The sequence below is a fragment of the Streptomyces sp. NPDC059003 genome (assembly GCF_042740445.1).
In the GTDB taxonomy this organism is placed as follows: domain Bacteria; phylum Actinomycetota; class Actinomycetes; order Streptomycetales; family Streptomycetaceae; genus Streptomyces.
Map to the genome: position 1 here is coordinate 1 of NZ_JBHYJH010000097.1, position 22,289 is coordinate 22,289.

General features: G+C 72.1%; 21 protein-coding genes. 10 read left to right on the top strand and 11 right to left on the bottom strand.

The genetic code is table 11. The features are described 5' to 3' along the window. Window positions 1-64 precede the first annotated feature (64 nt). Window positions 65-1,171 (bottom strand): branched-chain amino acid aminotransferase, encoded by a 1,107-nt coding sequence (locus tag ACFWZ5_RS28795; protein ID WP_384800819.1) that lies wholly within the window; start codon window positions 1,169-1,171, stop codon window positions 65-67. Window positions 1,172-1,420: 249 nt separating this feature from the next. Next, window positions 1,421-2,461 carry a 3-isopropylmalate dehydrogenase gene (locus ACFWZ5_RS28800; RefSeq protein WP_384800821.1) on the bottom strand — a complete coding sequence of 347 codons (1,041 nt, stop codon included), beginning with the start codon at window positions 2,459-2,461 and terminating at the stop codon, window positions 1,421-1,423. Window positions 2,462-2,590: 129 nt separating this feature from the next. Here ACFWZ5_RS28800 and ACFWZ5_RS28805 point away from each other — a divergent pair, with 129 nt between their 5' ends. Further along, complete coding sequence (locus ACFWZ5_RS28805) at window positions 2,591-4,222, top strand: purple acid phosphatase family protein (protein ID WP_384800824.1); 1,632 nt, start codon at window positions 2,591-2,593, stop codon at window positions 4,220-4,222. A gap of 1 nt (window position 4,223) precedes the next feature. Here ACFWZ5_RS28805 and ACFWZ5_RS28810 read toward each other — a convergent pair whose 3' ends face one another. Further along, window positions 4,224-4,352: a hypothetical protein gene (locus tag ACFWZ5_RS28810; RefSeq protein WP_384800827.1), complete on the bottom strand. Its 129-nt coding sequence runs from the start codon at window positions 4,350-4,352 to the stop codon at window positions 4,224-4,226. A 239-nt stretch (window positions 4,353-4,591) separates the two neighbouring features. Further along, a complete protein-coding gene (locus ACFWZ5_RS28815) occupies window positions 4,592-5,479 on the bottom strand; it encodes a LysR family transcriptional regulator (RefSeq protein WP_384800830.1) in 888 nt (295 codons plus the stop codon). 111 nt (window positions 5,480-5,590) lie between these two features. Here ACFWZ5_RS28815 and ACFWZ5_RS28820 point away from each other — a divergent pair, with 111 nt between their 5' ends. Beyond that, complete coding sequence (locus tag ACFWZ5_RS28820; RefSeq protein ID WP_384800833.1) at window positions 5,591-6,598, top strand: NADP-dependent oxidoreductase; 1,008 nt, start codon at window positions 5,591-5,593, stop codon at window positions 6,596-6,598. A gap of 6 nt (window positions 6,599-6,604) precedes the next feature. On the opposite strand, the gene ACFWZ5_RS28825 is transcribed toward ACFWZ5_RS28820, so the two are convergent. Further along, the gene (locus ACFWZ5_RS28825; protein WP_384800836.1) at window positions 6,605-7,165 is read right to left on the bottom strand and encodes a GNAT family N-acetyltransferase; all 561 of its coding nucleotides are present in this window, start codon (window positions 7,163-7,165) and stop codon (window positions 6,605-6,607) included. 52 nt (window positions 7,166-7,217) lie between these two features. Here ACFWZ5_RS28825 and ACFWZ5_RS28830 point away from each other — a divergent pair, with 52 nt between their 5' ends. From ACFWZ5_RS28830 to ACFWZ5_RS28845, 4 genes are all read left to right on the top strand, one after another. Next, window positions 7,218-7,871 (top strand): CDP-alcohol phosphatidyltransferase family protein, encoded by a 654-nt coding sequence (locus tag ACFWZ5_RS28830; RefSeq protein ID WP_384800839.1) that lies wholly within the window; start codon window positions 7,218-7,220, stop codon window positions 7,869-7,871. Between the two features lie 318 nt (window positions 7,872-8,189). Then, entirely contained in the window at window positions 8,190-9,053 is an 864-nt protein-coding gene (locus ACFWZ5_RS28835) for a phosphatidate cytidylyltransferase (protein ID WP_384800842.1), read from the top strand. A 179-nt stretch (window positions 9,054-9,232) separates the two neighbouring features. After that, window positions 9,233-10,327 carry a lysophospholipid acyltransferase family protein gene (locus tag ACFWZ5_RS28840; protein ID WP_384800845.1) on the top strand — a complete coding sequence of 365 codons (1,095 nt, stop codon included), beginning with the start codon at window positions 9,233-9,235 and terminating at the stop codon, window positions 10,325-10,327. Between the two features lie 132 nt (window positions 10,328-10,459). Further along, window positions 10,460-11,191, top strand: a complete 732-nt coding sequence (locus ACFWZ5_RS28845; RefSeq protein WP_384800848.1) for a nitroreductase family protein — start codon at window positions 10,460-10,462, stop codon at window positions 11,189-11,191. Here the strand turns inward: ACFWZ5_RS28845 and ACFWZ5_RS28850 are convergent. Continuing rightward, complete coding sequence (locus ACFWZ5_RS28850) at window positions 11,170-12,273, bottom strand: alkene reductase (protein WP_384800851.1); 1,104 nt, start codon at window positions 12,271-12,273, stop codon at window positions 11,170-11,172. The two genes, ACFWZ5_RS28845 and ACFWZ5_RS28850, sit on opposite strands and share 22 nt — an antisense overlap. Window positions 12,274-12,513: 240 nt before the next feature. On the opposite strand from ACFWZ5_RS28850, the gene ACFWZ5_RS28855 reads away from it, so the two are divergent. Next, entirely contained in the window at window positions 12,514-13,389 is an 876-nt protein-coding gene (locus tag ACFWZ5_RS28855; RefSeq protein WP_384800854.1) for an alpha/beta fold hydrolase, read from the top strand. 81 nt (window positions 13,390-13,470) lie between these two features. Here the strand turns inward: ACFWZ5_RS28855 and pruA are convergent, their stop codons facing one another. Together pruA and ACFWZ5_RS28865 are read right to left on the bottom strand one after the other, a co-directional pair. After that, window positions 13,471-15,102, bottom strand: coding sequence for an L-glutamate gamma-semialdehyde dehydrogenase (pruA, locus tag ACFWZ5_RS28860; RefSeq protein WP_384800857.1), 1,632 nt, complete (start codon window positions 15,100-15,102; stop codon window positions 13,471-13,473). 86 nt (window positions 15,103-15,188) lie between these two features. Further along, a complete protein-coding gene (locus ACFWZ5_RS28865; protein WP_384800860.1) occupies window positions 15,189-16,115 on the bottom strand; it encodes a proline dehydrogenase family protein in 927 nt (308 codons plus the stop codon). Window positions 16,116-16,266: 151 nt separating this feature from the next. Between ACFWZ5_RS28865 and ACFWZ5_RS28870 the strand changes: the two genes are divergently transcribed. Continuing rightward, window positions 16,267-17,508: a PucR family transcriptional regulator gene (locus ACFWZ5_RS28870; RefSeq protein WP_384891531.1), complete on the top strand. Its 1,242-nt coding sequence runs from the start codon at window positions 16,267-16,269 to the stop codon at window positions 17,506-17,508. Between the two features lie 45 nt (window positions 17,509-17,553). Here ACFWZ5_RS28870 and ACFWZ5_RS28875 read toward each other — a convergent pair whose 3' ends face one another. Then, a complete protein-coding gene (locus ACFWZ5_RS28875) occupies window positions 17,554-19,086 on the bottom strand; it encodes an alpha/beta hydrolase (protein WP_384805500.1) in 1,533 nt (510 codons plus the stop codon). Beyond that, the gene (locus tag ACFWZ5_RS28880) at window positions 19,083-19,457 is read right to left on the bottom strand and encodes a DUF4190 domain-containing protein (RefSeq protein WP_384805502.1); all 375 of its coding nucleotides are present in this window, start codon (window positions 19,455-19,457) and stop codon (window positions 19,083-19,085) included. The genes ACFWZ5_RS28875 and ACFWZ5_RS28880 overlap by 4 nt, the downstream gene beginning before the upstream one ends. A gap of 137 nt (window positions 19,458-19,594) precedes the next feature. On the opposite strand from ACFWZ5_RS28880, the gene ACFWZ5_RS28885 reads away from it, so the two are divergent. Together ACFWZ5_RS28885 and ACFWZ5_RS28890 are read left to right on the top strand one after the other, a co-directional pair. After that, complete coding sequence (locus ACFWZ5_RS28885) at window positions 19,595-20,824, top strand: sensor histidine kinase (RefSeq protein WP_384805505.1); 1,230 nt, start codon at window positions 19,595-19,597, stop codon at window positions 20,822-20,824. Further along, complete coding sequence (locus ACFWZ5_RS28890) at window positions 20,821-21,573, top strand: response regulator (protein ID WP_384805507.1); 753 nt, start codon at window positions 20,821-20,823, stop codon at window positions 21,571-21,573. Before ACFWZ5_RS28885 ends, ACFWZ5_RS28890 begins: the two co-directional genes overlap by 4 nt. Before the next feature lie 47 nt (window positions 21,574-21,620). On the opposite strand, the gene ACFWZ5_RS28895 is transcribed toward ACFWZ5_RS28890, so the two are convergent. Then, the gene (locus ACFWZ5_RS28895; RefSeq protein WP_384805509.1) at window positions 21,621-22,208 is read right to left on the bottom strand and encodes a TetR/AcrR family transcriptional regulator; all 588 of its coding nucleotides are present in this window, start codon (window positions 22,206-22,208) and stop codon (window positions 21,621-21,623) included. Between the last annotated feature and the right edge of the window lie 81 nt (window positions 22,209-22,289).

Genomic DNA, 22,289 nt, shown 5'->3' on the forward strand with positions numbered 1-22,289 from the left:
GGGGTCCAGGGGGCGCAGCCCCCTGGTTCGGGAAGGGGCGGGTCTGGGGCGCCCCCGCGAGGGATCAGCCCAGGCGGTGCATCCAGCCGTGCCGGTCCTCGGCGACGCCGCGCTGGACGTCGAGCAGCGCTTCCCGCAGCTTCATCGTGACCTCCCCGGGCCGGCCACCGCTCTGCGCCCACTCCCCGCGCCGCGCCTTGACCGTACCGACCGGCGTGATCACGGCGGCGGTCCCGCAGGCGAAGACCTCGGTCAGGCTGCCGTTCTCCGTGTCGGCCTGCCACTGGTCGATGGAGACGCGGGCCTCCTTGGACTCGTAGCCGAGGTCGCGGGCGACGGAGAGGAGGGAGTCACGGGTGATGCCCTCCAGGATGGAGCCGGAGAGGGACGGGGTGACGATCACTGGCTTCTCATTGGATGCAGCGCCGTACACGAAGTACAGGTTCATGCCGCCCAGTTCCTCGACCCACTTGTGCTCGACGGCGTCGAGGTAGGCGACCTGGTCGCAGCCCTTCTCGGCGGCCTCGGCCTGCGCGAGCAGCGACGCGGCGTAGTTGCCGCCGGTCTTGGCGTCGCCCATGCCGCCGGGGACGGCGCGCACGCGGTCCTCGGAGAGCCAGATCGAGACGGGCTTGACGCCGCCGGGGAAGTAGGCGCCGGCGGGGGACGCGATGACCACGAAGAGGTACTCGTTGGCGGGCTTCACGCCGAGCCCCACCTCGGTCGCGATCATGAAGGGACGCAGGTAGAGGGATTCCTCGCCGCCGTGCGCGGGCACCCAGTCGAGGTCCTGGCGCACCAGGGCGTCACAGGCCTCGATGAAGGTCTCGACGGGCAGCTCCGGCATCGCGAGGCGGCGCGCGGAGGACTGGAAGCGGCGCGCGTTGGCCTCGGGGCGGAAGAGGGCGACCGAGCCGTCGGGCTGCCGGTAGGCCTTCATGCCCTCGAAGATCTCCTGCGCGTAGTGCAGGACGTTCGTCGCCGGGTCGAGCGAGAGCGGGCCGTACGGCACGAGCTGGCCGTCGTGCCAGCCGCGGCCCTCGGTCCAGCGGATGGTCACCATGTGGTCGGTGAAGTGGCGGCCGAACCCGGGGTTGGCGAGGACCGCCTCGCGATCCGCGGCGGATGCCGGGGTCGAGGAGGGCTTGAGCTCGATCGTGGGCGTCGTCATGGTTGCGTGTCCTTCACCGGTTTGTGTGTGACGGACCGCGCTCAGCCCCTGACGCGTCCTCGCGGCGTCCGGGCATGCGCCGTTTCGCGGCCCCACGTCCGATTATCGCTCGTGGGTCTGCGGGTACGAAACGGCGGGGATCTGCGGCCCCTGGCATCCGATGGTGACACCCGGTGGCCGGGAACGAGAAGCCGCCGGGTGCCCGAAGCGACCCGGCGGCTCCGTGGTGCGGAGTCGACTGCCGTCGGGTCAGCCCGCTACGCGTACGGCGAGCGCGTCGCCGATCTCGTCGGTGGTACGAGTCGTGGCCCCGCGGGCGCCGAGGTCGGCGGCGACGGCCTGCTCGACCCTGCTCGCCTCGGCGTCGTAGCCGAGGTGGCGCAGGAGGAGGGCGACGGACAGGACGGTCGCGGTGGGGTCGGCCTTGCCCTGGCCCGCGATGTCGGGCGCCGAGCCGTGCACGGGCTCGAACATCGACGGGAACTCGCGGCTCGGGTTGATGTTGCCGGAGGCCGCGACGCCGATGCCGCCGGAGACGGCCGCGGCGAGGTCGGTGATGATGTCGCCGAAGAGGTTGTCGGTGACGATCACGTCGAAGCGGCCCGGGTCGGTGACGAGGTAGATCGTCGCCGCGTCGACGTGGATGTAGTCCGTGGTGACCTCGGGGAACTCCTCGGCCACCGCGTTGAAGACGTTCGTCCACAGGTGTCCGGCGTAGGCGAGGACGTTGTTCTTGTGGACGAGGGTCAGCTTCTTGCGGGGGCGCGCCTGGGCGCGGGCGAAGGCGTCGCGGACCACGCGCTCCACGCCGAAGGCCGTGTTCACGGACACCTCGGTGGCGACCTCGTGCGGGGTGCCCTTGCGGATCGTGCCGCCGTTGCCCGTGTAGGGGCCCTCGGTGCCTTCGCGCACGACGACGAAGTCGATCTCCGGCTGCCCCGCGAGCGGCGTCGCGACGCCCGGAAGGAGCGTGGAGGGGCGGAGGTTGACGTGGTGGTCGAAGGCGAAGCGCAGCTTGAGCAGGAAGCCGCGCTCCAGGACGCCGGAGGGCACCGACGGGTCGCCGATCGCGCCGAGCAGGATCGCGTCGTGCTTCTTGAGCGCGTCGAGGTCGGCGTCGGTGAGGGTCTCACCCGTGGCGTGGTAGCGCCGGGCGCCGAAGTCGTACTCCTTGGTCTCCAGCTTCACATCCTGCGGGAGGACGGCGTTGAGGACCTTGAGTCCCTGGGTCACGACTTCCTGGCCGATCCCGTCACCGGGGATCACTGCGAGATTGATGCTGCGAGACATGACGGCACCGTACTCCCTGTCCCAGGGAATGACACGTGCTGTCCGCCATGCGGACAGTCTCCCGACGGTCAGACTCCGTTCACGCAAACGACCGGCGGAAGTTGGGAGTTACTGGGAAGTTGTCCCGTCATGACCGTGCCTTCCAGGGGGACACCCCCCGGACCCCCCGTCCCCAACGTCGGCATACCCGAGCGGCTCGCGCGGCGCATGAGCATGCCCGAGCAGCACGCTTACCTGCGCGGGAAGCTCTCCCGCCGCAAGGTGCTCGCCGGTTCGTTCGCGACCGCGGGCGTCGCGGGCGGCATCGGGCTGCTCGCCGGCAGCTCCGGCAGCGCGTACGCCGAGCGCCCGAACGCCGCGCACCCGCTCGCGTCGCCGCCCGCGCCGGTCAAGGTCGACGGCAGGCTCGTCGCGCCCTTCGGCCGCCATCTGGCCTTCGGCGCCGACCCGAAGACGCAGATGCGGATCTCCTGGCAGGTGCCGTTCGCGGTCACGTCCCCCTATGTGCGGGTCGGGCCGAAGCCGTGGGAGCTGAGCCAGAAGATCGAGGCGGAGGTGCGGGACCTGCACACGCCCTCGCTCTCGAAGAAGCTGCCCGCGGTCGAGCAGTACTACCTGCACGCGGCCCTCGACGGCCTGAAGCCCGGCACGACGTACTACTACGGCGTCGGGCACGACGGCTTCGACCCGGCGTCGCCGGAGCGGATGGCCACGATCGGCTCGTTCCGCACGGCCCCGGCGCGGCCGGAGACGTTCGTCTTCACGGCCTTCGGCGACCAGGGCGTGAGCTACGAGGCCCTCGCCAACGACCAGTTGATCCTGGGCCAGAACCCGGCGTTCCACCTGCACGCGGGCGACATCTGCTACGCGGACACCACCGGGCACGGCAAGGACTCCGACCGGTACGACGCGCGGGTGTGGGACCAGTTCCTCGCGCAGACGGAGTCGGTGGCGAAGTCCGTGCCGTGGATGGTGACGACCGGCAACCACGACATGGAGGCCTGGTACTCGCCGAACGGCTACGGCGGCCAGTCGGCCCGCTGGTCGCTGCCCGAGAACGGCTTCGACCCGCGGAACGCGCCGGGCGTCTACTCGTTCCGCTACGGCAACGTCGGCGTCGTGGCGCTCGACGCCAACGACGTCTCGTACGAGATTCCCGCCAACAAGGGCTACTCGGACGGCAGGCAGACCGCCTGGCTGGACAAGCGCCTCGGCGAGCTGCGCGCGGACGACGGCATCGACTTCGTCGTCGTCTTCTTCCACCACTGCGCGTACTCGACGGCGACGCACGGCTCCGACGGCGGGGTGCGCGACGCCTGGCTGCCGCTGTTCGCCAAGCACCAGGTGGATCTGGTCGTCAACGGCCACAACCACGTGTACGAGCGGACCGACGCCATCAAGGACGGCGAGGTCGGCAGGGCCGTGCCGGTCGGCGCGTCGACCGATCCGACGCGCGACGGCATCGTGTACGTCACCGCGGGCGGCGCCGGCAAGGACCTGTACAGCTTCCCGGCCGGGGTGAAGGACAGCTACGAGGGCCGGGTGCGGGACCGCGAGTCGGTCCTCACGTTCCACTGGACCAAGCTGCGCGTCCCCGACCCCGACACCGTGGAGTGGTCACGCGTGCGCTACACCGGCTTCTCGTTCCTCGCGGTGGAGGTGACGGCCGGGGCGCACCCGAAGCTCACGGTCTCGGCGCTCGCCGAGAGCGGCGAACGCGTGGACCACTTCGAGATCGTGCGCGGGCGCTCGGGCCGGTGACTCAGTGACCCGTCTCGCCGCCGTTGTCCCTGCGGTCGAGGGCGCGCTGGAGGGCGGCGGCGGCGTTCTTGCGCTCGGCGTCGGTGGTGCGGGTGGCGTGGCGGACTCGGCGGGCGGTCGTCTCGGCCATGGAGAATCGACTCCTCATCTGGAGATACAGGAGATACAGGGGTTACGAGACGCCGGAAAGGGCGGGGGGCGAGGCCGCAGGGTTCGCCTGCGCGGGGCCGGGCCCACAGCCGCCATTCGCTTGATCGAGCGAGACGTTCGGCTCCTACAAAGCTAAGACAGGTTCCGCTTCCTGTCTCTACAAATACTTGGGCTTCCTACTATTTGAGACGGCCCTCGCCACGGCCGTCACCGCAGCCGTCACCGGCCCTGCCGGTCACCGAGGGCGCGCAGCTCGCGGATCAGGGCGCGGACGGCGACCGTCCTGGCCTGCTCGGGCGTGGTGACGTACCCGACCGAGCGGGTGGGCCGGCCGGGGCCGAGGTCGGTGATCTGGACCGTGGGCGGCGCCCCGGTCAGGGACAGGGCGGGCATGATCGCCATGGCGTGCCCGCCGCTCACCATCGACAGGACGGCGCCGTCGTCCTCGGTCTCCATGGTGGCCTTCGGTATCCAGTCCTGGCCCGCCCACCAGTCGCGGGTGTACGAGGTGCAGTTCTCGGCCCAGTCGACGAGCGGCAGGGAGCGCGGGTCCGGGTGTCCCGCCGGGTGCACGAAGGAGTACGGCTCCTCGACGAGCACGTCGCCGACGAGGCCCTGCGGGATCGGTGAGGTCGTGCCGATCGTGGCGATGCCGATGTCGGCGTGCCCGTCGGCGACCTCGCCCGCGGTGCCGCGGCCCAGCTCGCGCACGACGCGCACCTCGGGCTCGATGCCGGGGTGGCGGGCGCGCAGCCGGGTCAGGGCGGGCGGCAGCAGGTGCAGGGCCGCGCTGCGGAACGCGGCGATGCGCAGCGGTCCGGTGACGGTGTCGGCGGCGGCGCCGCGGGCCTCGGCGGCGAGGGTGTCGAGCAGGCGCAGGACGCGCCGCGCGTGGGCGACGGCGCGCTCGCCCGCCGCGGTGGGCGTGGCACCCTTGCGGCCGCGCTCGAAGAGCACCGTGCCGAGCTTCTTCTCCGTGCCGCGCACCGAGTGCGAGATCGCCGACTGCGTCAGGTGCAGGGCCCCGGCGGCGCCGGAGAAGCTGCGGGCGCGCTCGACGGCGATGATGATCCGCAGCTCGTGCGGGGCGAGGTCGTGCTCGGCCACCGGATTCCCACCCTGTCCCACCTGCTCCTATGAGGAGCATTCATGATTCGGCGCGTTCCATGAGCCGAACCCTCTGCCACGGGCCCGTATTCCCGCCGTACGGTCCGGGGCATGAACAGCGACACGGCCCGCACCGTCCACCAGACCGCCCGCCCCCACGGCTTCCCGACGCCGTCGCACTTCGCCTTCGCCGAGTCGGCACTCCCGGAGCCCGCCCCCGGCACGGCCCTGGTCGAGAACCTCTACTGGTCCGTCGACCCGTACCACCGCGAGATGATGGACGGCGACTTCGCGCTGAACGCGCCCCTGGAGGGCCGCACCATCGGCCGGGTCGTCGCCTCGCGCGAACCCTCCCTCCACGAGGGCGAGATCGTCTTCCACCGGCAGGGCTGGCGCACGCACGCGCTGGTGACGCCCGAGGAGGTCCGCCGCCTGCCGCGCTTCGACGGGGTGCCGCTGTCGGCGTACCTGAGCATCCTCGGCGGCACGGGCCTGACGGCGTACGTGGGCCTGACCCGGATCGCGCGGCTCCGCGAGGGCGACGACCTGTTCGTGTCCGCGGCGGCGGGCGGCGTCGGCACGGCCACGGCGCGGCTCGCCCGCGTCATGGGCGCGGGCCGGATCGTCGGCAGCGCGGGCTCCGCCGCGAAGGTCGCGTACCTGAAGGAACAGGTCGGCTACGACGACGCCTTCGACTACCACGACGGGCCCGCCACCGAACTGCTCGCGAAGGCGGCGCCCGACGGCGTGGACCTGTACGTCGACAACGTGGGCGGCGAGCAGCTGGAGGCGGCCATCGACGCCCTGCGGAACCGCGGCCGCATCATCCGGGTCGGCACGGTCGCGCAGTACAACAGCACGCAGGCCCTGGCCGCGCCCCGCAACCTTTCCGAGATCGTGGAGAAGAGCCTGCGCATGGAGGGCTTCCTGGTGCGTGACTACTACGACGTGCAGGAGGAGTTGTACGACTTCGCGGTGCCGCATCTGCGGAGCGGGCGCATCGGGCTCGACGAGACGGTCGTGGTCGGCTTCGACCGGATCGTGGACGCGTTCCTCGGCATGCTGCGGGGCGAGAACGTGGGCAAGATGATCGTGCGCGCGGAGGGTGCTCCAGAGTGAACCCGCCTAGAACACGTCCCCGTCGCGCCAGTCGATGAGCAGCGGGTGCGCGGGGTCGAGGTCCGCGCCCCACAGCATCGGCGGGTCCTCGTCGGGCATGTGCTCCACACCCTCGGGGCCGAGTGTCCCGACCCGGCCGTTCCACGTCACCCACCCGTGCGCCAGATACAGCTTCTCGCCCTCGTCGGACGGCGAGAGCGCGCCCAGGTCGTAGCCCCGCTCGACGATCCGCTCCAGGGCGCTCATCACCTGCCCGCCGAGCCCCTGCCGCTGCCGGTCGGGGCGCACGGCCACCGCTTCGACGTAACCGGCGCGCAGGGAACGGCCGTTGTGCAGGACGCGGCGCTGCACGACGGAGCCGTGCGCGAGCAGGAAGCCGTCCGCGTCGTGGACGAGGACGTGCATCCCGCCGAGTCCGTGGTCCCAGTCCTCGTCGGAGAAGTCACCGTCGAAGGCGAGGTCCATCAGGGCGCGGGCCGCGGCGATGTCGGCGGGGTCGAGGTCGGCGGTGTGCGCCGTACGGAGGGTGGTCTCTGTGGTCACCGGCTCACGGTACTCAGGCGGCATCTGAGTACGCACCCTGATTTGTCGTCGCCCGCACGGCGGCACAGTCGAAGACATGAACGGTTCCTCTGGCACGTCGGGCGGCCCTTCGGGGCTCGGCCTGTACGCGCTCAAGCCCTGGTACGCGCGGAAGCTGTCCGGCGTCCGCGGCGCCCTCGCGCGCCGCGCGGTGTCGCCGGACGCGCTGACGGCGGCGGGCGTGGTGTGCGCGGCGGGCGCGGCGGCGGCCCTGGCGTGGCTGCCCGCGCCGCTCGCGGCGCTCCCGGTGACGGTGCTGCTCCTGGCCCGCCTGGCGTGCGCGAACCTCGACGGCGCCCTGGCCCGCGACACGGGCCGCACCACGCGGCGCGGCGCCCTCCTCAACGAACTGGGCGACCGCGCGGCCGACTTGCTGGTCATCGCTGGTTTCCTCCCCCTGGCCCCCCTGTGGCTGGTGGCGACGGCCGCCCTCGCGGCGACGCTCCCGTCCTGGGTCTCCCTGGCCGGCGCGGCAGCGGGCGCACCCCGCCTCAACGGCGGCCCGGTGGGCAAGACGGAACGCTGCGCCCTGGTGATCGTGGCGGCGGTGTCGGGATGGACGGTGCCGGTACTCGCGGTACTCGCGGCGGGCTCCACCCTGACGGCCCTGACGCGGTGCGCCCGCTTGTGGGCGGAGCTGGGTGACGGCCCGGCGGGGTCACCGGCGACGGGCGAATCGGGGCACCGATGAATGTCACGGTGCTGCCGGGTGGGGCGGACCCACGCCGTACGTCACCCCGAGCAGAGCTCAAAACGGCAACGAGCCTGACCGTGCTCGCGGGCGGGGCAGCCGAGCGAGCCGTACCCGCGACCGCCGGGCGGAACACGGCGGACACAGCGGGTGCACACCGCGCCTCACCCCGGGCCCGGGGTGAGCTGAAAGCCGCAACGAGCCTCGCCGTACTCGCGGGCGGTGCAGCCGGGTCGGTCGTGCCCCTGGCCGCCAGGGGATCACGTCGGGGGCGGCGGGGCCGCGGTGCGCCTTATTTCGGGGGGAGTTGGCTGCGCGATGAGCGTGACGGTTCTTGCCGGTGAGTTGGCCGGGCGGGCCGTGCCCGTTGTGGCCGGGGTGCTCGGTGCGGGCGGCGTCGCGGTGGCGGCGCTGCCGTCCCGGGTGCGGATGCGGGCCGAGCTGCGCAAGCGGTGGCGGACGTGGGCGGTGGCGGCGCCGCTGTTCCTCGGCGCGCTCTGGGCGGGCCGGGCGGGGGCGTTCGCCCTGGCGGCGGGGCTCGGCGTGGTCGCCGTGGCGGAGTACGCCCGCATGGCCGGGCTCCCGCGCGCGGACCGGGCGGTCCTGTGGTCGACGGCGGTCCTGCTCCCGGCGGCGGCATGGCTGGCCCCCGCCGCGCTCGACCTGCGCGCGGTCGCGGCCCTGCTCGTCCTCTCCGCCCTGCCCGCGCTCCTGACCGGCGACACCGCGCACGGCTTCACCCGCGCGAGCCGCACCCTCTTCGCCCTGCTCTGGATCCCGGTCTCCCTCAGCGGCCTGGTCCTCCTCGACGGCACGGCGGTCGCGGTGGGCGTGGCGGTGGCGTTCGGGGACGTGGGCGCGTGGTGCGGGGGCATGGCCCTGGGCCGCCGCGGACTCCTGTCCCGCCCCCTGTCGCCCCTGTCCCCCCACAAGACCTGGGCGGGCGTGGCGGGCGCGGGCGTGGCAACCGCCGCCGCCCTGGCGGCCGTCGACGCCTTCACGCCGACGCTGTGGGCGGCGGTCCTGGCCGGCTGCGTCCTCGGCGACCTCCTCGAATCCATGGTCAAGCGCGAGACGGGCGTGAAGGACGCGGGCACCTGGCTCCCGGGCTTCGGCGGCCTCCTGGACCGCATCGATTCCCTGCTCCTGGCCCTGCTCGTGACGATGGCGGTGTCACTGTGACCACCAAGCTCGGCCGACGAAATATCCAGCCCGTCCGGCGCTTGAGGACGAGCGCGAAGCGCGAAGAAAGGGGGCCCGGGGGCGGAGCCCCCGGTTCGGGAAGGGGCGGGCATGGGGGCTCCGCAGCCGCGGCCACCCGCCGCACCCTATGGCGCACCCTCCTCACCCTCACAGGCGGCGTGACCCGCCACGGCCAACTCCCGCAGGGCGGATGCGTCGTGGTCGCCAACCACACCTCCCACGCCGACACCGCGGCCCTCCTCGCCGCCCTGGACGCCCGCCACTCCCCCCGAATCGCCGCCGCCGCGGACTACTGGTTCGCCTCCCCCTGGAGGCGCCGCGTCTGCGCCCGCCTGGCGGCGGGCTTCCCGGTGCGCCGCACGGGCGGCGGCATGGAGGACCTGCTCGCCAGGGCGGACGACCTGCGCGCGGGCCACGCGGTGGTCCTGTTCCCGGAGGGCACCCGCGCCCGCACGGGCGAGGTGGGCACGTTCCACAAGGGCGCCCTGGTCCTGGCGGAGGCGGCCCAGGTGCCCCTCGTGCCCGTGGGCATCGCGGGCACGGACCGCCTGCTGCCGAAGCACGGCAGGCTGCGCCCGGCCCTGGTGCGGGTCCGCATCGGGGACCCGCTGCCGCCGACGGTCACTCCGGAGGAGGCCCGCGAGGCGGTGGCGGAACTCCACCGCCGTACCGTCGCCGAACCGCTCAGGGACTCCCGCGCCCGCAAGCGGATCGCGGCCGTGGTCACGTCCCGCTGGGGCCTGCCCCTGGCGTTCGCGTGGGCGTGCGCGGAGGCGCTGAGCTGGCCGCTGATGCCGGAGCTCCTGCTCGCGATCGCGTGCGTGGCGGTGCCGCGCAGGTCACTGAAGCTGGCGCTCACGGCCCTGGCGGGCAGCCTCGCGGGCGGCGTGCTCGCCCTGCAACTCGCCGCCTCCGGGGCGCAGTTGCCGCACCCCCTGACCACCGACCGGATGCGCGCGGAGGTCCGCCACGAGCTGGCCGCGGAGTCGGCCGCCGCGGTGCGCCACCAGCCGTGGAACGGCATCCCGTTCAAGGTGTACGCGGCGGAGGCGGGCCGCGCGGGCGTGCCGGCGTCGGACTGGCTGGCCGAGTCGGCCCTGTCGCGCGGCTCGCGCACCCTCACCGTGGGCCTGGGCTTCGGCGCGTTCGGCTTCCTCGCGCACCGCCTCCGGCGCCGCTACGGCACGTATCTGGCGCTGCTGTCCGGCGGGTTCGCGACGGGCCTCGGCCTGATCGTGGCGGGCTGGAGCTGAGTCGGACCCGAGTGGGAGCTGACGGGACGCACCCGCGTACACCCCGAGCGGCCCGCGCGACCCGCGCGGCCCGAGCAGGCAGATTGGTACGCACCATGGCGCACCCGCCACCCCCCGCTCCAGAATCGGACCATGCCTGATACCGAACAGCACAAGCCGGAGACCGGACACCGCGCCGAGCGCTGGACGCCCATCCACGGGCAGCCCTACCGCTCCGTGCCCTACCGCCCCGCCCGCATGCCGCAGGCCGAATCCCTCGCGCACGCGGCCGAGTTGAGGGAGCGGATGGGCGAGCGCCGCACCGTGCGGCAGTTCTCGTCGGACCCCGTCCCCGCGCAGGTCGTGCGGGACGCCGTCGCGTGCGCGGCCACGGCACCGTCCGGCGCGCACCAGCAGCCGTGGACGTTCGTGCTCGTCCAGGACCCGGAGGTGCGCCGCCGGATACGGGAGGCCGCCGAGCACGAGGAGCAGATCTCGTACGACGGACGGCTCGGCGAGGAGTGGCTCGCCGCCCTGCGCCCGCTCGGCACGGACGAGGTGAAGCCGCACCTGACGGACGCGCCCGCGCTGATCGTCGTCTTCCAGCAGCGGTACTGGCTCGGCGACGACGGCACGAAGCACAAGCACTACTACGTGGACGAGTCGGTCGGCATCGCCGTCGGGATGCTGCTCTCGGCCCTGCATCTGTCCGGGCTCGCGGCGCTCGTGCACACGCCGAGCCCGATGCGGTTCCTGTCGCAGGTGCTCGGCCGCCCGGAGAACGAGAAGGCGTTCGCGGTGATCCCGGTGGGCTATCCGGCGGTCGACTGCCAGGTCCCCGACCTGGTGCGCAAGTCCCTCGATCAGGTCCTCGTGGAGGTCTGAAGCTCCAGGGACGGGTAGTCGGTGTACCCGACGGGGCCCAGCGTGTACAGGTGCTTCTCGTCGACGGCGGTGAGCGGCGCGCCCTCGGCGAACCGCCGCGGCAGGTCGGGGTTGGCGAGGAATCCCCTGCCGTACGAGACCAGGTCGGCGCGCCCGGCGGCGAGGACGGCCTCGCCCGCCTCCTTCGTGGTCGGGTCGCCGTTCTCGCCGACGTTGGCGATGAGGGTGCCGCTCCAGCGCGGGCGCAGGTCGTCGAGGGCGGGGTAGGTGTCGTTGTCGGTGAGGTGGAGGTAGGCGAGGCCGAGCCCGTCGAGCTCGTCGAGCAGGGCGCGGTAGACGGGGGCCGGGTCGGCCTCGTACATGCCGAACTGCGGGTTGCCGGGCGAGAGGCGCAGGCCGAGCCGCTCGGCACCGATGGCGTCGGCGACCGCGCGCACCACCTCCACGGCGAACCGGATGCGGTTCTCGATCGACCCCCTGCCGTACGCGTCGTCGCGCAGGTTGGTGTTGTCGGCGAGGAACTGGTGGATCAAGTAGCTGTTGGCGCCGTGCAGTTCGACGCCGTCGAAGCCCGCGGCTATCGCGTTGCGGGCGGCGGCCACGTAGTCGTCGACGGCCGTGCGGATGTCGTCGAGGGTCATCACGCGCGGGGTGACCGACTCCGCCTTGCCGCCGTCGCGCACGTGGACCGGGCTCGGCTCGGGCACCGCGGAGGGTCCCGCGGGGATGTCGCCGTCGATTCGGGACAGCGGGTGGCCCTGGCGGCCGCCGTGCATGAGCTGCGCGACGATGAGGCCGCCCGCGGCGTGCACGGCCTCGGTCACGCGCCGCCAGCCCTCGACGTGCGCGGCCGTCTCCAGGCCGGGGATGCGCCAGCCGCTCTGGCCGCGGCTGCTGGGCCAGATGCCTTCGGTGACGATGAATCCGGCGCTCGCGCGCTGGGCGTAGTACTCGGCGGCGAGCGGGGGCGGGGTGCCGTCCTCCTCGGCGCGGTGGCGGGTCATGGGGGCCATGACCATGCGGTTGGCGAGGGGGCCGAAGGGGCCGGTGTGGGGGCTGAGGAGGGAGCTGTTCTGCGTCATGCCGGAACGGTAGAAGCTGACACCGGTGTCAGATTCAAGTTCCTCCCCCACCCACCCGCCCTCTCTCTGGGGGCTCCGCCCCCAGGCCCCCTTCTTTCCGCGCTTCGCGCTCGTCCTCAAACGCCGGACGGGCTGAAATCCCACCCCCTCTAACCTTTAAAGTTCTCTTGACTGGTTAGGTGATGTCGTGGTCGACTCGTCTTGCGTCAACCGGCTAACAGTCATTGAGGGGTTAGAGACATGAGCACCCAGGTTCACCACCGCACCGTCGTCGTCCGGGGCCAGGAGGTCTTCTACCGTGAGGCCGGGCCCGTCGGCGGGCCCGTGCTGGTTCTGCTGCACGGGTTTCCGACCAGCTCGCACATGTTCCGCGACCTGATTCCGCGGCTCGCCCACCGGTATCGCGTCATCGCGCCCGACCACATCGGCTTCGGCCGCTCGGCGGCGCCCTCCGCCGAGGACTTCTCGTACACCTTCGCCGAACTGGCCGACGTCACCGCCGAGTTCACCGAGCGTCTCGGCCTGGACCGCTTCGCCCTGTACGTCCAGGACTACGGCGCCCCCATCGGCCTGCGCCTCGCGCTCGCGCACCCCGACCGCGTCACCGCGATCGTCACGCAGAACGGCAACGCGTACGAGGAGGGGTTCGGCGCCGAGGCGTGGGCGCCCGTATTCGCGTACATCAAGAACCCGAACGAGGAGACGGCCGCGCCCGTGCGGGAGATCCGGTCCCCCGAGGGCATCAAGTGGCAGTACACGCACGGCGTTCCGGAGCGCTACCAGAGCCTGCTCAGCGCGGACGCGTGGGAGCACGACGCGGCGTTCATGGCGCGCGACGGGCAGGACGGGATCCAGCTCGCCCTCATGGGCGACTACGGCAGCAACATCGCGCTCTACCCGGACTTCCAGGCGTACTTCCGCGAGCGCCAGGTGCCGGTGCTCGCCGTCTGGGGCGCCCACGACGAGATCTTCGTCCCGGCCGGGGCCCTGGCCTTCCAGCGCGACCTGCCGGACGCGGAGGTCCATCTGCTCCCTGCGGGGCACTTCGCCCTGGAGACGCACGCCGAGCAGATCGCGGGCCTGATCGACGGCTTCCTCGCCCGGAGGGCGGCCTGAGCGGGTACGACACCGCCCCCGGCCGGGGTGGGGCCCAAGCCGGGGGCGGGGTTCAGGAGGGGCTCAGCCCTCGCGCGGGCGTCAGCCCATGTGCGGGTAGGAGTAGTCGGTCGGCGGGACCAGCGTCTCCTTGATGGCGCGGGTCAGCGTCCAGCGCTGCAGGTTCTGCGGGGCGCCGGCCTTGTCGTTGGTGCCGGACGCGCGGCCGCCGCCGAAGGGCTGCTGGCCGACGACGGCGCCGGTCGACTTGTCGTTGATGTAGAAGTTGCCCGCGGCGTAGCGGAGCTTCTCCATCGTGTACGCGGCCGCGGCGCGGTCGTTCGCGATGACCGAGCCCGTGAGCGCGTAGTCCGACACCGACTCCATCTGGGTCAGCATCTCGTCGTAGGCGTCGTCCTCGTAGACGTGCACGGCGAGGAACGGGCCGAAGTACTCCGTGGTGAAGACCTCGTTGGCCGGGTCGGAGCACTCGACGACGGTCGGGCGGACGAAGTAGCCCACCGAGTCGTCGTAGGTGCCGCCCGCGACGACCGTGCAGGACGCGTCGGCCTTGGCGCGGTCGATGGCCGCCTTGTTCTTGGCGAACGCGCGGTCGTCGATGACGGCGCCGATGAAGTTCGACAGGTCGGTGACGTCACCCATCTTGATGCCGTCGACCTCGGCCGCGAACTCCTCCTTGAAGCCGGAGTTCCAGATGGAGGCCGGGATGTAGGCGCGCGACGTGGCGGAGCACTTCTGGCCCTGGAACTCGAAGGCGCCACGGGTCAGGGCGGTCTTCAGGACGGCACGGTCGGCGCTCGGGTGCGCGACGACGAAGTCCTTGCCGCCGGTCTCGCCGACCAGACGCGGGTACGAGCGGTACTTCTCGATGTTGGTGCCGACGGTCTTCCACAGGTACTGGAAGGTCTTCGTCGAACCCGTGAAGTGGATGCCCGCGAGGTCCCGGTGCTCCAGGGCGACCTTGGAGACCTCGATGCCGTCGCCGGTGACGAGGTTGATGACGCCCTTGGGCAGGCCCGCCTCCTCCAGGAGCTGCATGAGCAGGACGGCGGCGTGCGTCTGCGTCGGGGACGGCTTCCACACGACGACGTTGCCCATCAGGGCCGGGGCGGTCGGCAGGTTGCCCGCGATGGCCGTGAAGTTGAACGGCGTGATCGCGTAGACGAAGCCCTCGAGCGGGCGGTGGTCCAGGCGGTTCCAGACGCCCGTGGAGTTCGCCGGGGGCTGCTCGGCGAGCAGGTCACGGGCGTACTTCACGTTGAAGCGCCAGAAGTCGACGAGCTCACAGGGCGTGTCAATCTCGGCCTGCTGGGCGGTCTTCGACTGGCCGAGCATCGTGGAGGCGGCGAGCGTCTCGCGCCACGTCGTGGAGAGCAGCTCGGCGGCGCGCAGGATGATCGCGGCGCGGTCGTCGAAGGACATCGCGCGCCAGGCCGGGGCGGCGGCGAGCGCGGCGTCGATCGCGTCCTGCGCGTCTGCCTGCGTGGCGTGGCGGCCGGTGCCGATGACGGCCTTGTGGTTGTGCGGCTGGACGACCTCGAACGGCTCGCCGCCACCGAGGCGCTTCTCGCCGCCGATGGTCATGGCCAGCTCGATCGGGTTCTCGGCAAGCTCCTTCAGCTTGGCCTCGAGCCGGGCGCGCTCCGGGGAGCCGGGGGCGTAGCCGTGCACCGGCTCGTTGACGGGGGCGGGGACCTGGGTTACGGCATCCATGGTTTCCGATGCTCCTTATGTGCGAGGTGCGTGGTGCGCAGTATGCGAAGTATGCGGGGTTATCGGTACGCGGTACGGGGCGGGGGTCAGCCCTTGGTGAGGACGGACCGCGCGAAGAACAGCAGGTTGGCCGGCTTCTCCGCGAGACGGCGCATGAAGTAGCCGTACCAGTCGGTGCCGTAGGCGGTGTAGACGCGCATCCGGTGGCCCTCGGCGGCGAGCCGCAGGTGCTCGTCGCTGCGGATGCCGTACAGCATCTGGAATTCGTACTCGTCCAGTTTGCGCCCGAAGCGGCGCGCCAGCTCCTGCGTGATGGCGATGAGCCGCGGGTCGTGGGACCCGATCATCGGGTACCCGGAGCCCTCCATCAGAATCTTCAGGATCCGGACGTACGCCTTGTCGATCTCGGCCTTGTCCTGGTACGCGACCTCGGCGGGCTCCTTGTAGGCGCCCTTCACGATGCGCACGCGGCTGCCGTTCGCGGCCAGGCGGCGGGCGTCGTCCTCGGTGCGGAAGAGGTAGGCCTGGATGACGCAGCCCGTCTGCGGGAAGTCCTTCCGCAGCTCCTCGTGGATGGCGAACATCGAGTCGAGGGTGGTGTGGTCCTCGGCGTCCAGGGTGACCGTGGTGCCGATGGCGGCGGCGGCCTCGACGACCGGGCGGACGTTGGCGAGGGCCAGGTCGTGGCCGCCTTCAAGGGCCTGGCCGAACATCGAAAGCTTCACGGACATCTCGGCCCGCTCACCGAGGCCGAGGTCCTTGAGGCGGTCGATGAGCTCCAGGTAGGCGTCGCGGGCGGCGTACGACTGCTCGACGGTGGTGATGTCCTCGCCCACCACGTCCAGGGTGACCTCAAGGCCCTTGTCGGCGGCGTCGACGACGATCGGGACCACCTGGTCGACGGTCTCGCCGGCGATGAACCGGTCGACGACCTGCTTAGTGCCCGGGGCCGCCGAAACGAAGCGGCGCATCTTGTCACTGCGCGACGCGGCAAGGATCACGGGACCCAGCACGGGCACCTCCACGGGAGTACGAGCGAGTGCCGCACCGATCGCTTTTGTCACAGATTCGGTACGACACGGATAACCACCGTGAAACTTAAGGATCGCTCTGATCCTGGGCTATCGACACCTGTCACGCATCCGTGGCCCGGATCTCAGACATATGTCTGAAGGCGGGGCCCGGCTGCGCGAGAATGGCTCTGTGAAAGGCGACTACCAGGAACTTGTCGACGAGATCTCGGCCCTGCTCGGCGCCCCGGCGACCCTGGAGAACCGCGACTTCGAGCTGATCGCGTTCGGCGCGCACGACGGCGGCGAGGGCGGCGACGGCGGCTTCGACAGCGCGGACCTCGACCCGGTCAGGACCCGCTCGATCCTCACGCGCCGCTCCACCACGGCCGTGCGCGCCTGGTTCGAGAGCTTCGGCATCACGCGCGCCACGAGCCCCGTCCGCATCCCGCCGACGCCGGAGGCGGGCGTGCACCGCGGCCGGATCTGCCTCCCGGTGCGCCACCGCGGCTACGCCCTGGGCTACGTGTGGCTGCTCGACGACGACCCGGGCCCCACGGACGCGCAGCTGGGCGCCGCCATGGAGGTGGCCGCCCGCATCGGCGCGCTGCTCGCCGACGAGGCCCAGGCGGGCGCGGACCTGACCCGCGAGTTCCGGGCCGTCCTGACCGCCGAGCGCGGCTGGCAGCGGGACATGGCGGTGGCGGCGCTCCGGACGGCGCTCGGGGCGCGCGGGGACGAACTGCACGCGGTGGTGTGCGTGGCGCCCTGGCCCTCCGCGCAACCCGACGGCGCGCCCGCGCTGCGGACGGTGCCGGGGGCGACGGCGCTGTGCACGGTGCCGTGGGCCACGACCGGCGCGCTGGAGCAGTCGCTCACCGGTCCGGTGGGGCAGTCGCTCGCGGCGATGGTGCGGCTGAGGTCACCGGACGCGCCCACCCCGGCGCTCACCGCGGCCACCCGTCTTGTCGCGGCGGCCGGTGCGGGCGCGGCGGCCGGGGTCGCCGACGCGCGGGCGGGCCTCGACGACCTGGGGGCGGCCTGGTCGGAGGCGTCGGCGGCGGCGCGCGCGGCGCTCGCCGAACCGCGTCTCGCGCCGCTCGCGCGCTGGTCGGACATCGGCCCCTACCGCCTCCTGACGTCCCTGCCCCCGCAGGCGGCCCGGGACGCCGTGGCCCGCGAGCTGCTCTCCCCCAGCAACCGCGAACTGGCCCGCACCGCCGAGGTGTTCCTCGACTGCGCGGGCCAGGCGGGCCGCGCGGCGGCGGAGCTCGGCATCCACCGCCAGACCCTCTACTACCGCCTCTCGCGCGTGGAGCAGCTCACGAAGCTCGACCTGGACGAGGGCGAGGACCGGCTTCTGCTGCACATGGTCCTGAAGGCGGCACGCCTGTAAGACCCTCCTGCTCCTGCAAGACCCTTCCACGCCAGTAAGACCCCGTTACGCCGCGGGCGCTCGGCAGGTCAGGTCCTCGGCCGGGAGCCTGCCCGTGGTCAGGTAGACCGTGGCGCTCCTGTCCGCGCAGGAGTTGGTGCCGTACACGATGTGCCCCTCTCCGCCCGCGACGGTGACCATCCGGGATCCGCGCAGGGCCCGGTGCATGGCGTGGCCGCCGGCCGGGGGCGTGGCAGGGTCCCATTCGTTCTGCAGGACGAGTGCACGGAGCCTGTTGGCCACTGTCGTCCTGGGTTCGCTGCCCGGCTTCCAGAAGGCACACGGCTTGATGTGGGAGTCGAAGTCGCCGGACAGCGGGTACCGGGCCTTGTCGCGGATCGCGTCGCGGCGGTACCGCTCGGGGTCGCGCGGCCACGACGTGCGGGTGTCGGCGCAGAGGACGGCCCAGGCGCTCGCGGTCTCATTGTCCGGGGGGACGTCACGGGCGGACTCCGGCCGGACGGGGCCCGGGGCCTGCTCGGGCGTGCCGGAGGGCTCGGGCTTCCTGCCCTCGGCCGCCTTCTTCAGCCCGGCGACCCATGCGGCGGCCTTCTGAACGCGGGAGAACATGGCGCGCTGGGCGCGAACGGCGTCACCGGTGAAGCGCGTCCCCCCGTAGTCGACGGGGGTGCGGTCGGCCCGGGCGACGAGGTCCCAGAACGTCTTGCGGACCTCGGCCGGGGTGCGGCCCAGTGCGTACGTCGCGTGCCGCCGGGCAGTCCATCGGGTCCAGCGCGTGAAGGCGGGCTCGGCCCTCTGCGCCATCGCCCGGAACATGCCCCGCCCGTACCGCGCGGGGTCGACCGCACTGTCGAGGACGAACCGGTCGGCGCGCCGGGGGAACATCTGCGCGTAGACGGCACCGAGGTAGGTGCCGTAGGAGAACCCCAGGTAGGAGATCTTCTTCTCCCCCAGCACGGCACGGATGACGTCCATGTCCCGAGCGGTGTTGCGGGTGGTGAGGTGGCGCAGCCTGTCACCTTCCCCGGCCCGGCACTTCGCGGCCACCGTACGGGCCCACCGCACGTCCTTCGCGAAGGTCCCGGCCCTGTACGGGCGCTCCAGGTCCTGTTCGCCGGCGGTCAGACCGCAGCTGACGGGCGAGCTCCGCCCGACGCCCCTCGGGTCGAACCCGATGAGGTCGTACCGTCTCTTCACTTCCTTGGGAAAGTCCGCGCCCACGCTGACGGGCAGATCCAGACCCGGCCCGCCGGGGCCGCCGGGATTGAGCAGCAGAACGCCACGACGTTCCTTCGCACTGCTCGCCTTGAGCCGGGATATCGCGATGTCCGTCTTCCTGCCTCCGGGATCGCCGTAGTCCAGCGGCACCTTGAGCGTCGCGCACTGATAGGCGGCGGGGTTCTTCGCGTCGCAGCGCTGCCATCGCGGCGTCTGTTGCGTGTACGGCCGCAGCGGGTCCTCGGCCGCGGAGGCATGGGATCCAGAAGGGGCCGTTTCCGGTATGAGTGCCGAAAGGAATGCCGCCACGGTACCGACGACCAGAAGAGAGCGAATTCGTGTGTTTCGCACAGTGGTCATTCCCCGGTGAGCTGCTGGCGGACGCACTGCTTGTACTGCTGGAAACTGTCGGGCTGATAGCACTCCTGCGTCTTGTTGGCGTACCAGACGAAGAAGACGGCGACCAGGGCGGACACCACGATCGCGATGATCGACGTCACCACGCCGGTGAGGGCCTTGCCCCGGCCGGCACCGGTCCGCTTGGCCGTCGTCAGGGCGACGATGCCCAGGATCAGGCCGATGCCGCCGATCAGGCCGCCGATGAAGAAGATCGACGTGCTCAAGCCGATGACGCCGAGCACCATGGCGGCCCGGGCCAGGCCATTGGTCGATGCCGTGCGATGCGGCGGCATCTGCATTCCGTACGTGTTCGTCATTCCGTGCGTGTTCATCAGACGTCCTTTGGTCAACTGCTCAGGGCACGATCCTGACTTCGGGGGCGCGGACGCACATCGCGGGAAGGCGGGAGAATCCGCTCCCCCGATCGAGGGAGGCCGTCGGTGAGCCGCCCGGTCATACTGGGGCGGTTATGATCAGGGCAATTCGGCCGCTGCTGCGCGGCTCCACGTATTCGGGCATGCTGTTCGCCTACTGCGGCGCGCTGGCGAGCCTTCCGCTGCTGGCATTCGCACTGCTGCCGACGCTGGCGTGGCCGTCCGCTCCCTACGGAGTGCAGGCCGCCCTGGTCCTCCTGGTCTGGGCAGCACTGATCGGCTCGGTCGGTCTTGCCCGCAGCACGCGGCGGGCGCTGATCGCGTTCGCCCGCCCCCTGCTGAGGGTGTCGTTGCCGGACCCGGCCGCCGTGCCGTCCGGCGCCGACCGCCTGCGGACCCCTCTCTGGCTGCTGCTGCACGTGGCGCTCGGGTGGACGGGGGCGCTGACGAGCGGCGCGCTGATCCTCATGGGGATCGCCCTCCCCGGGGACTGGCTCGGTGCCGAGGCCGGGCTGAGCCTGTTCGGCCGGTCGCTGCGGTCCGACGGCGGCTGGCGGAGCTGGGTGGTGGCGCTCTGCTGCCTGCTGCTCGCGGCGGTCGTGTGCGTGCTGGTGACGGGCGCGCTGCGGTGGCTGGCGCCCAGGCTCCTGGGTCCTTCGTCGGCCGAGCGGCTCGCGCTGATGGCCGAGCGGGAGCAGCGCCTCGCCGAGCGCAACAGGCTGGCCCACGAGCTGCACGACTCGATCGGGCACACGCTGACCGCGACCACGATCCAGGCGGCGGTCGCGGGCGAGGTCCTTTCCGCCGACCCGACGGCGGCGCGGGCCGCGCTGCGCAGCATCGAGGAGTCGGCCAGGGCCGCGCTTGAGGACCTGGATTACGTACTGGGCGCACTGCGCGAGGAGAAGGCGGATACGGCGCCGACCCGGACCCTGGCCGACCTGCCCGACCTGCTCGACCGGCTGCGGCACGCGGGCGCGGTCCTCGATGTGGAGCTGTCCGGCGAGTTGGCGCAGGTGCAGGGGACGCTCTCCCGGGCCGCGTACCGGATCCTGCAGGAAGGCCTGACGAACGCGTTGCGGCACGGGACGGGCGGTCCGATCGGGGTCCGGGTGGCGGCCCTGCCGGACCGCCTGGAGCTCGGTGTGGTCAATGGGGCGGGCGCGGGCATGCCTACGGGCGCGGGGGTCTTCCGGACGTCCGGGCACGGCCTGCCCGGCCTCACCGAGCGCGTGCGGCTGCTGCACGGCGAGATCGAGGTCGGCCCGGACGGGCCGCGGCACTGGCGCCTCGCGGTCCGGCTCCCGGTACGGGGCTCGGCATGACCGGCACCGACGCGACCTCAGCCGCCGTGCCGGGCGCCGCCCCCGTCACCCTCCTGATCGCGGACGACGACGAGGTGACCCGCAGCGGTCTGCGCACCCTGCTCGCGGCACAGCCGGGGATCACGGTGGTCGGGGAGGCCGCCGACGGCGTCGAGGCGGTCGAGCAGGCGCGGCGGCTGCGCCCCGACGTGGTCCTGATGGACGTACGGATGCCGCGCCGCAACGGCATCGAGGCCACCCGCCACCTCCTCGCCGAGCCGACCGGATCAGCCGGATCAGCCGGATCGGCCGGATCAGCCGGATCAGCCGGATGGGCCGCACCGCCGAAGGTCGTGGTGATCACCACCTTCGAGAACGACGACTACGTCACCGCCGCGCTCAGCGCGGGGGCCAGCGGGTTCGTGCTCAAGCGGCTTCCGGTCCGGCAGATCGCCGAGGCGGTACGCGTGGTGGCGGCCGGGGAGGCGATCCTCTTCCCGGCGGCCCTGCGCCGGATGGTCGCCGCCCGCCCGCTGGGCTCCGCCGAGGCGCTGCCGAAGGCGGCACTGACGGAGCGGGAGGAGGAGGTGCTGCGCCTGATGGCCACCGGCCTGTCCAACCCGGAGATCGCGCGGTCGCTCACGGTGAGCCTGGAGACGGTGAAGACGCACGTCGGGAACGTGCTGACCAAGCTCGGCGCGCAGAACCGGACCCACGCGGTGGTGATCGCGTACGAATCAGGCCTGGTGGTGCCGGGGTTCACCGGCTGACGCGCGCATACCGGCGGACGCGCGCACGAAGCTCCCGGCGCAAGACCTCAGGCGCCCGCGCCCGAAGCCCGCTCCATCACCCGCCGCAGCCCCTCCGTCAGCTGCTCCGCGTCCGTCGCCGACTCCGGGTCGAAGAGCCACTGCACCATGAGCCCGTTGAGCAGCGTCGTGTAGAAGCGGCCCTCGCTCTCCACGACGTCATCGGGCAGCGCGTCCTCGTCGATCCCCGTGAACATCGCGGTGAGCCCGCGCCGCCCCTCGACCTGCGCCTTCACCAGCAACTCCCGCACCCCGGCGAGCCGTTCGCCCTGCGTGATGACCTCCAGGGTGAGCATCCAGACGGCACGTGACTCCGGAAGCGAGCGGACGATGTTCGCCCAGACCCCCCGGAAGTGCTCCAGGCCGCCCGCGTCGTCGCCGCCCCCGCCGAGCGCGGCCGTGAACTCCGTGCCCATGGGCTCGATGAGCGCGACGTACGCCTCCACGAGCAGCGCGTCCTTCGACCCGTAGTGGTAGCCGATGGACGCCAGGTTCGTCCCCGACTCCTTGACGATGTCGCGCGCCGTCGTGCGCACGAACCCCTTCTCCAGCAGGCAGCGCTTGGCGCCTTCGAGCAGATCCTCACGGTGTCCCATGGCGGCACCCTATCCCCGATCCAGACAGCCGTCCCATACGTACGTTTTAAACACTCGTACTAGACAGCCGTATAAGACGTG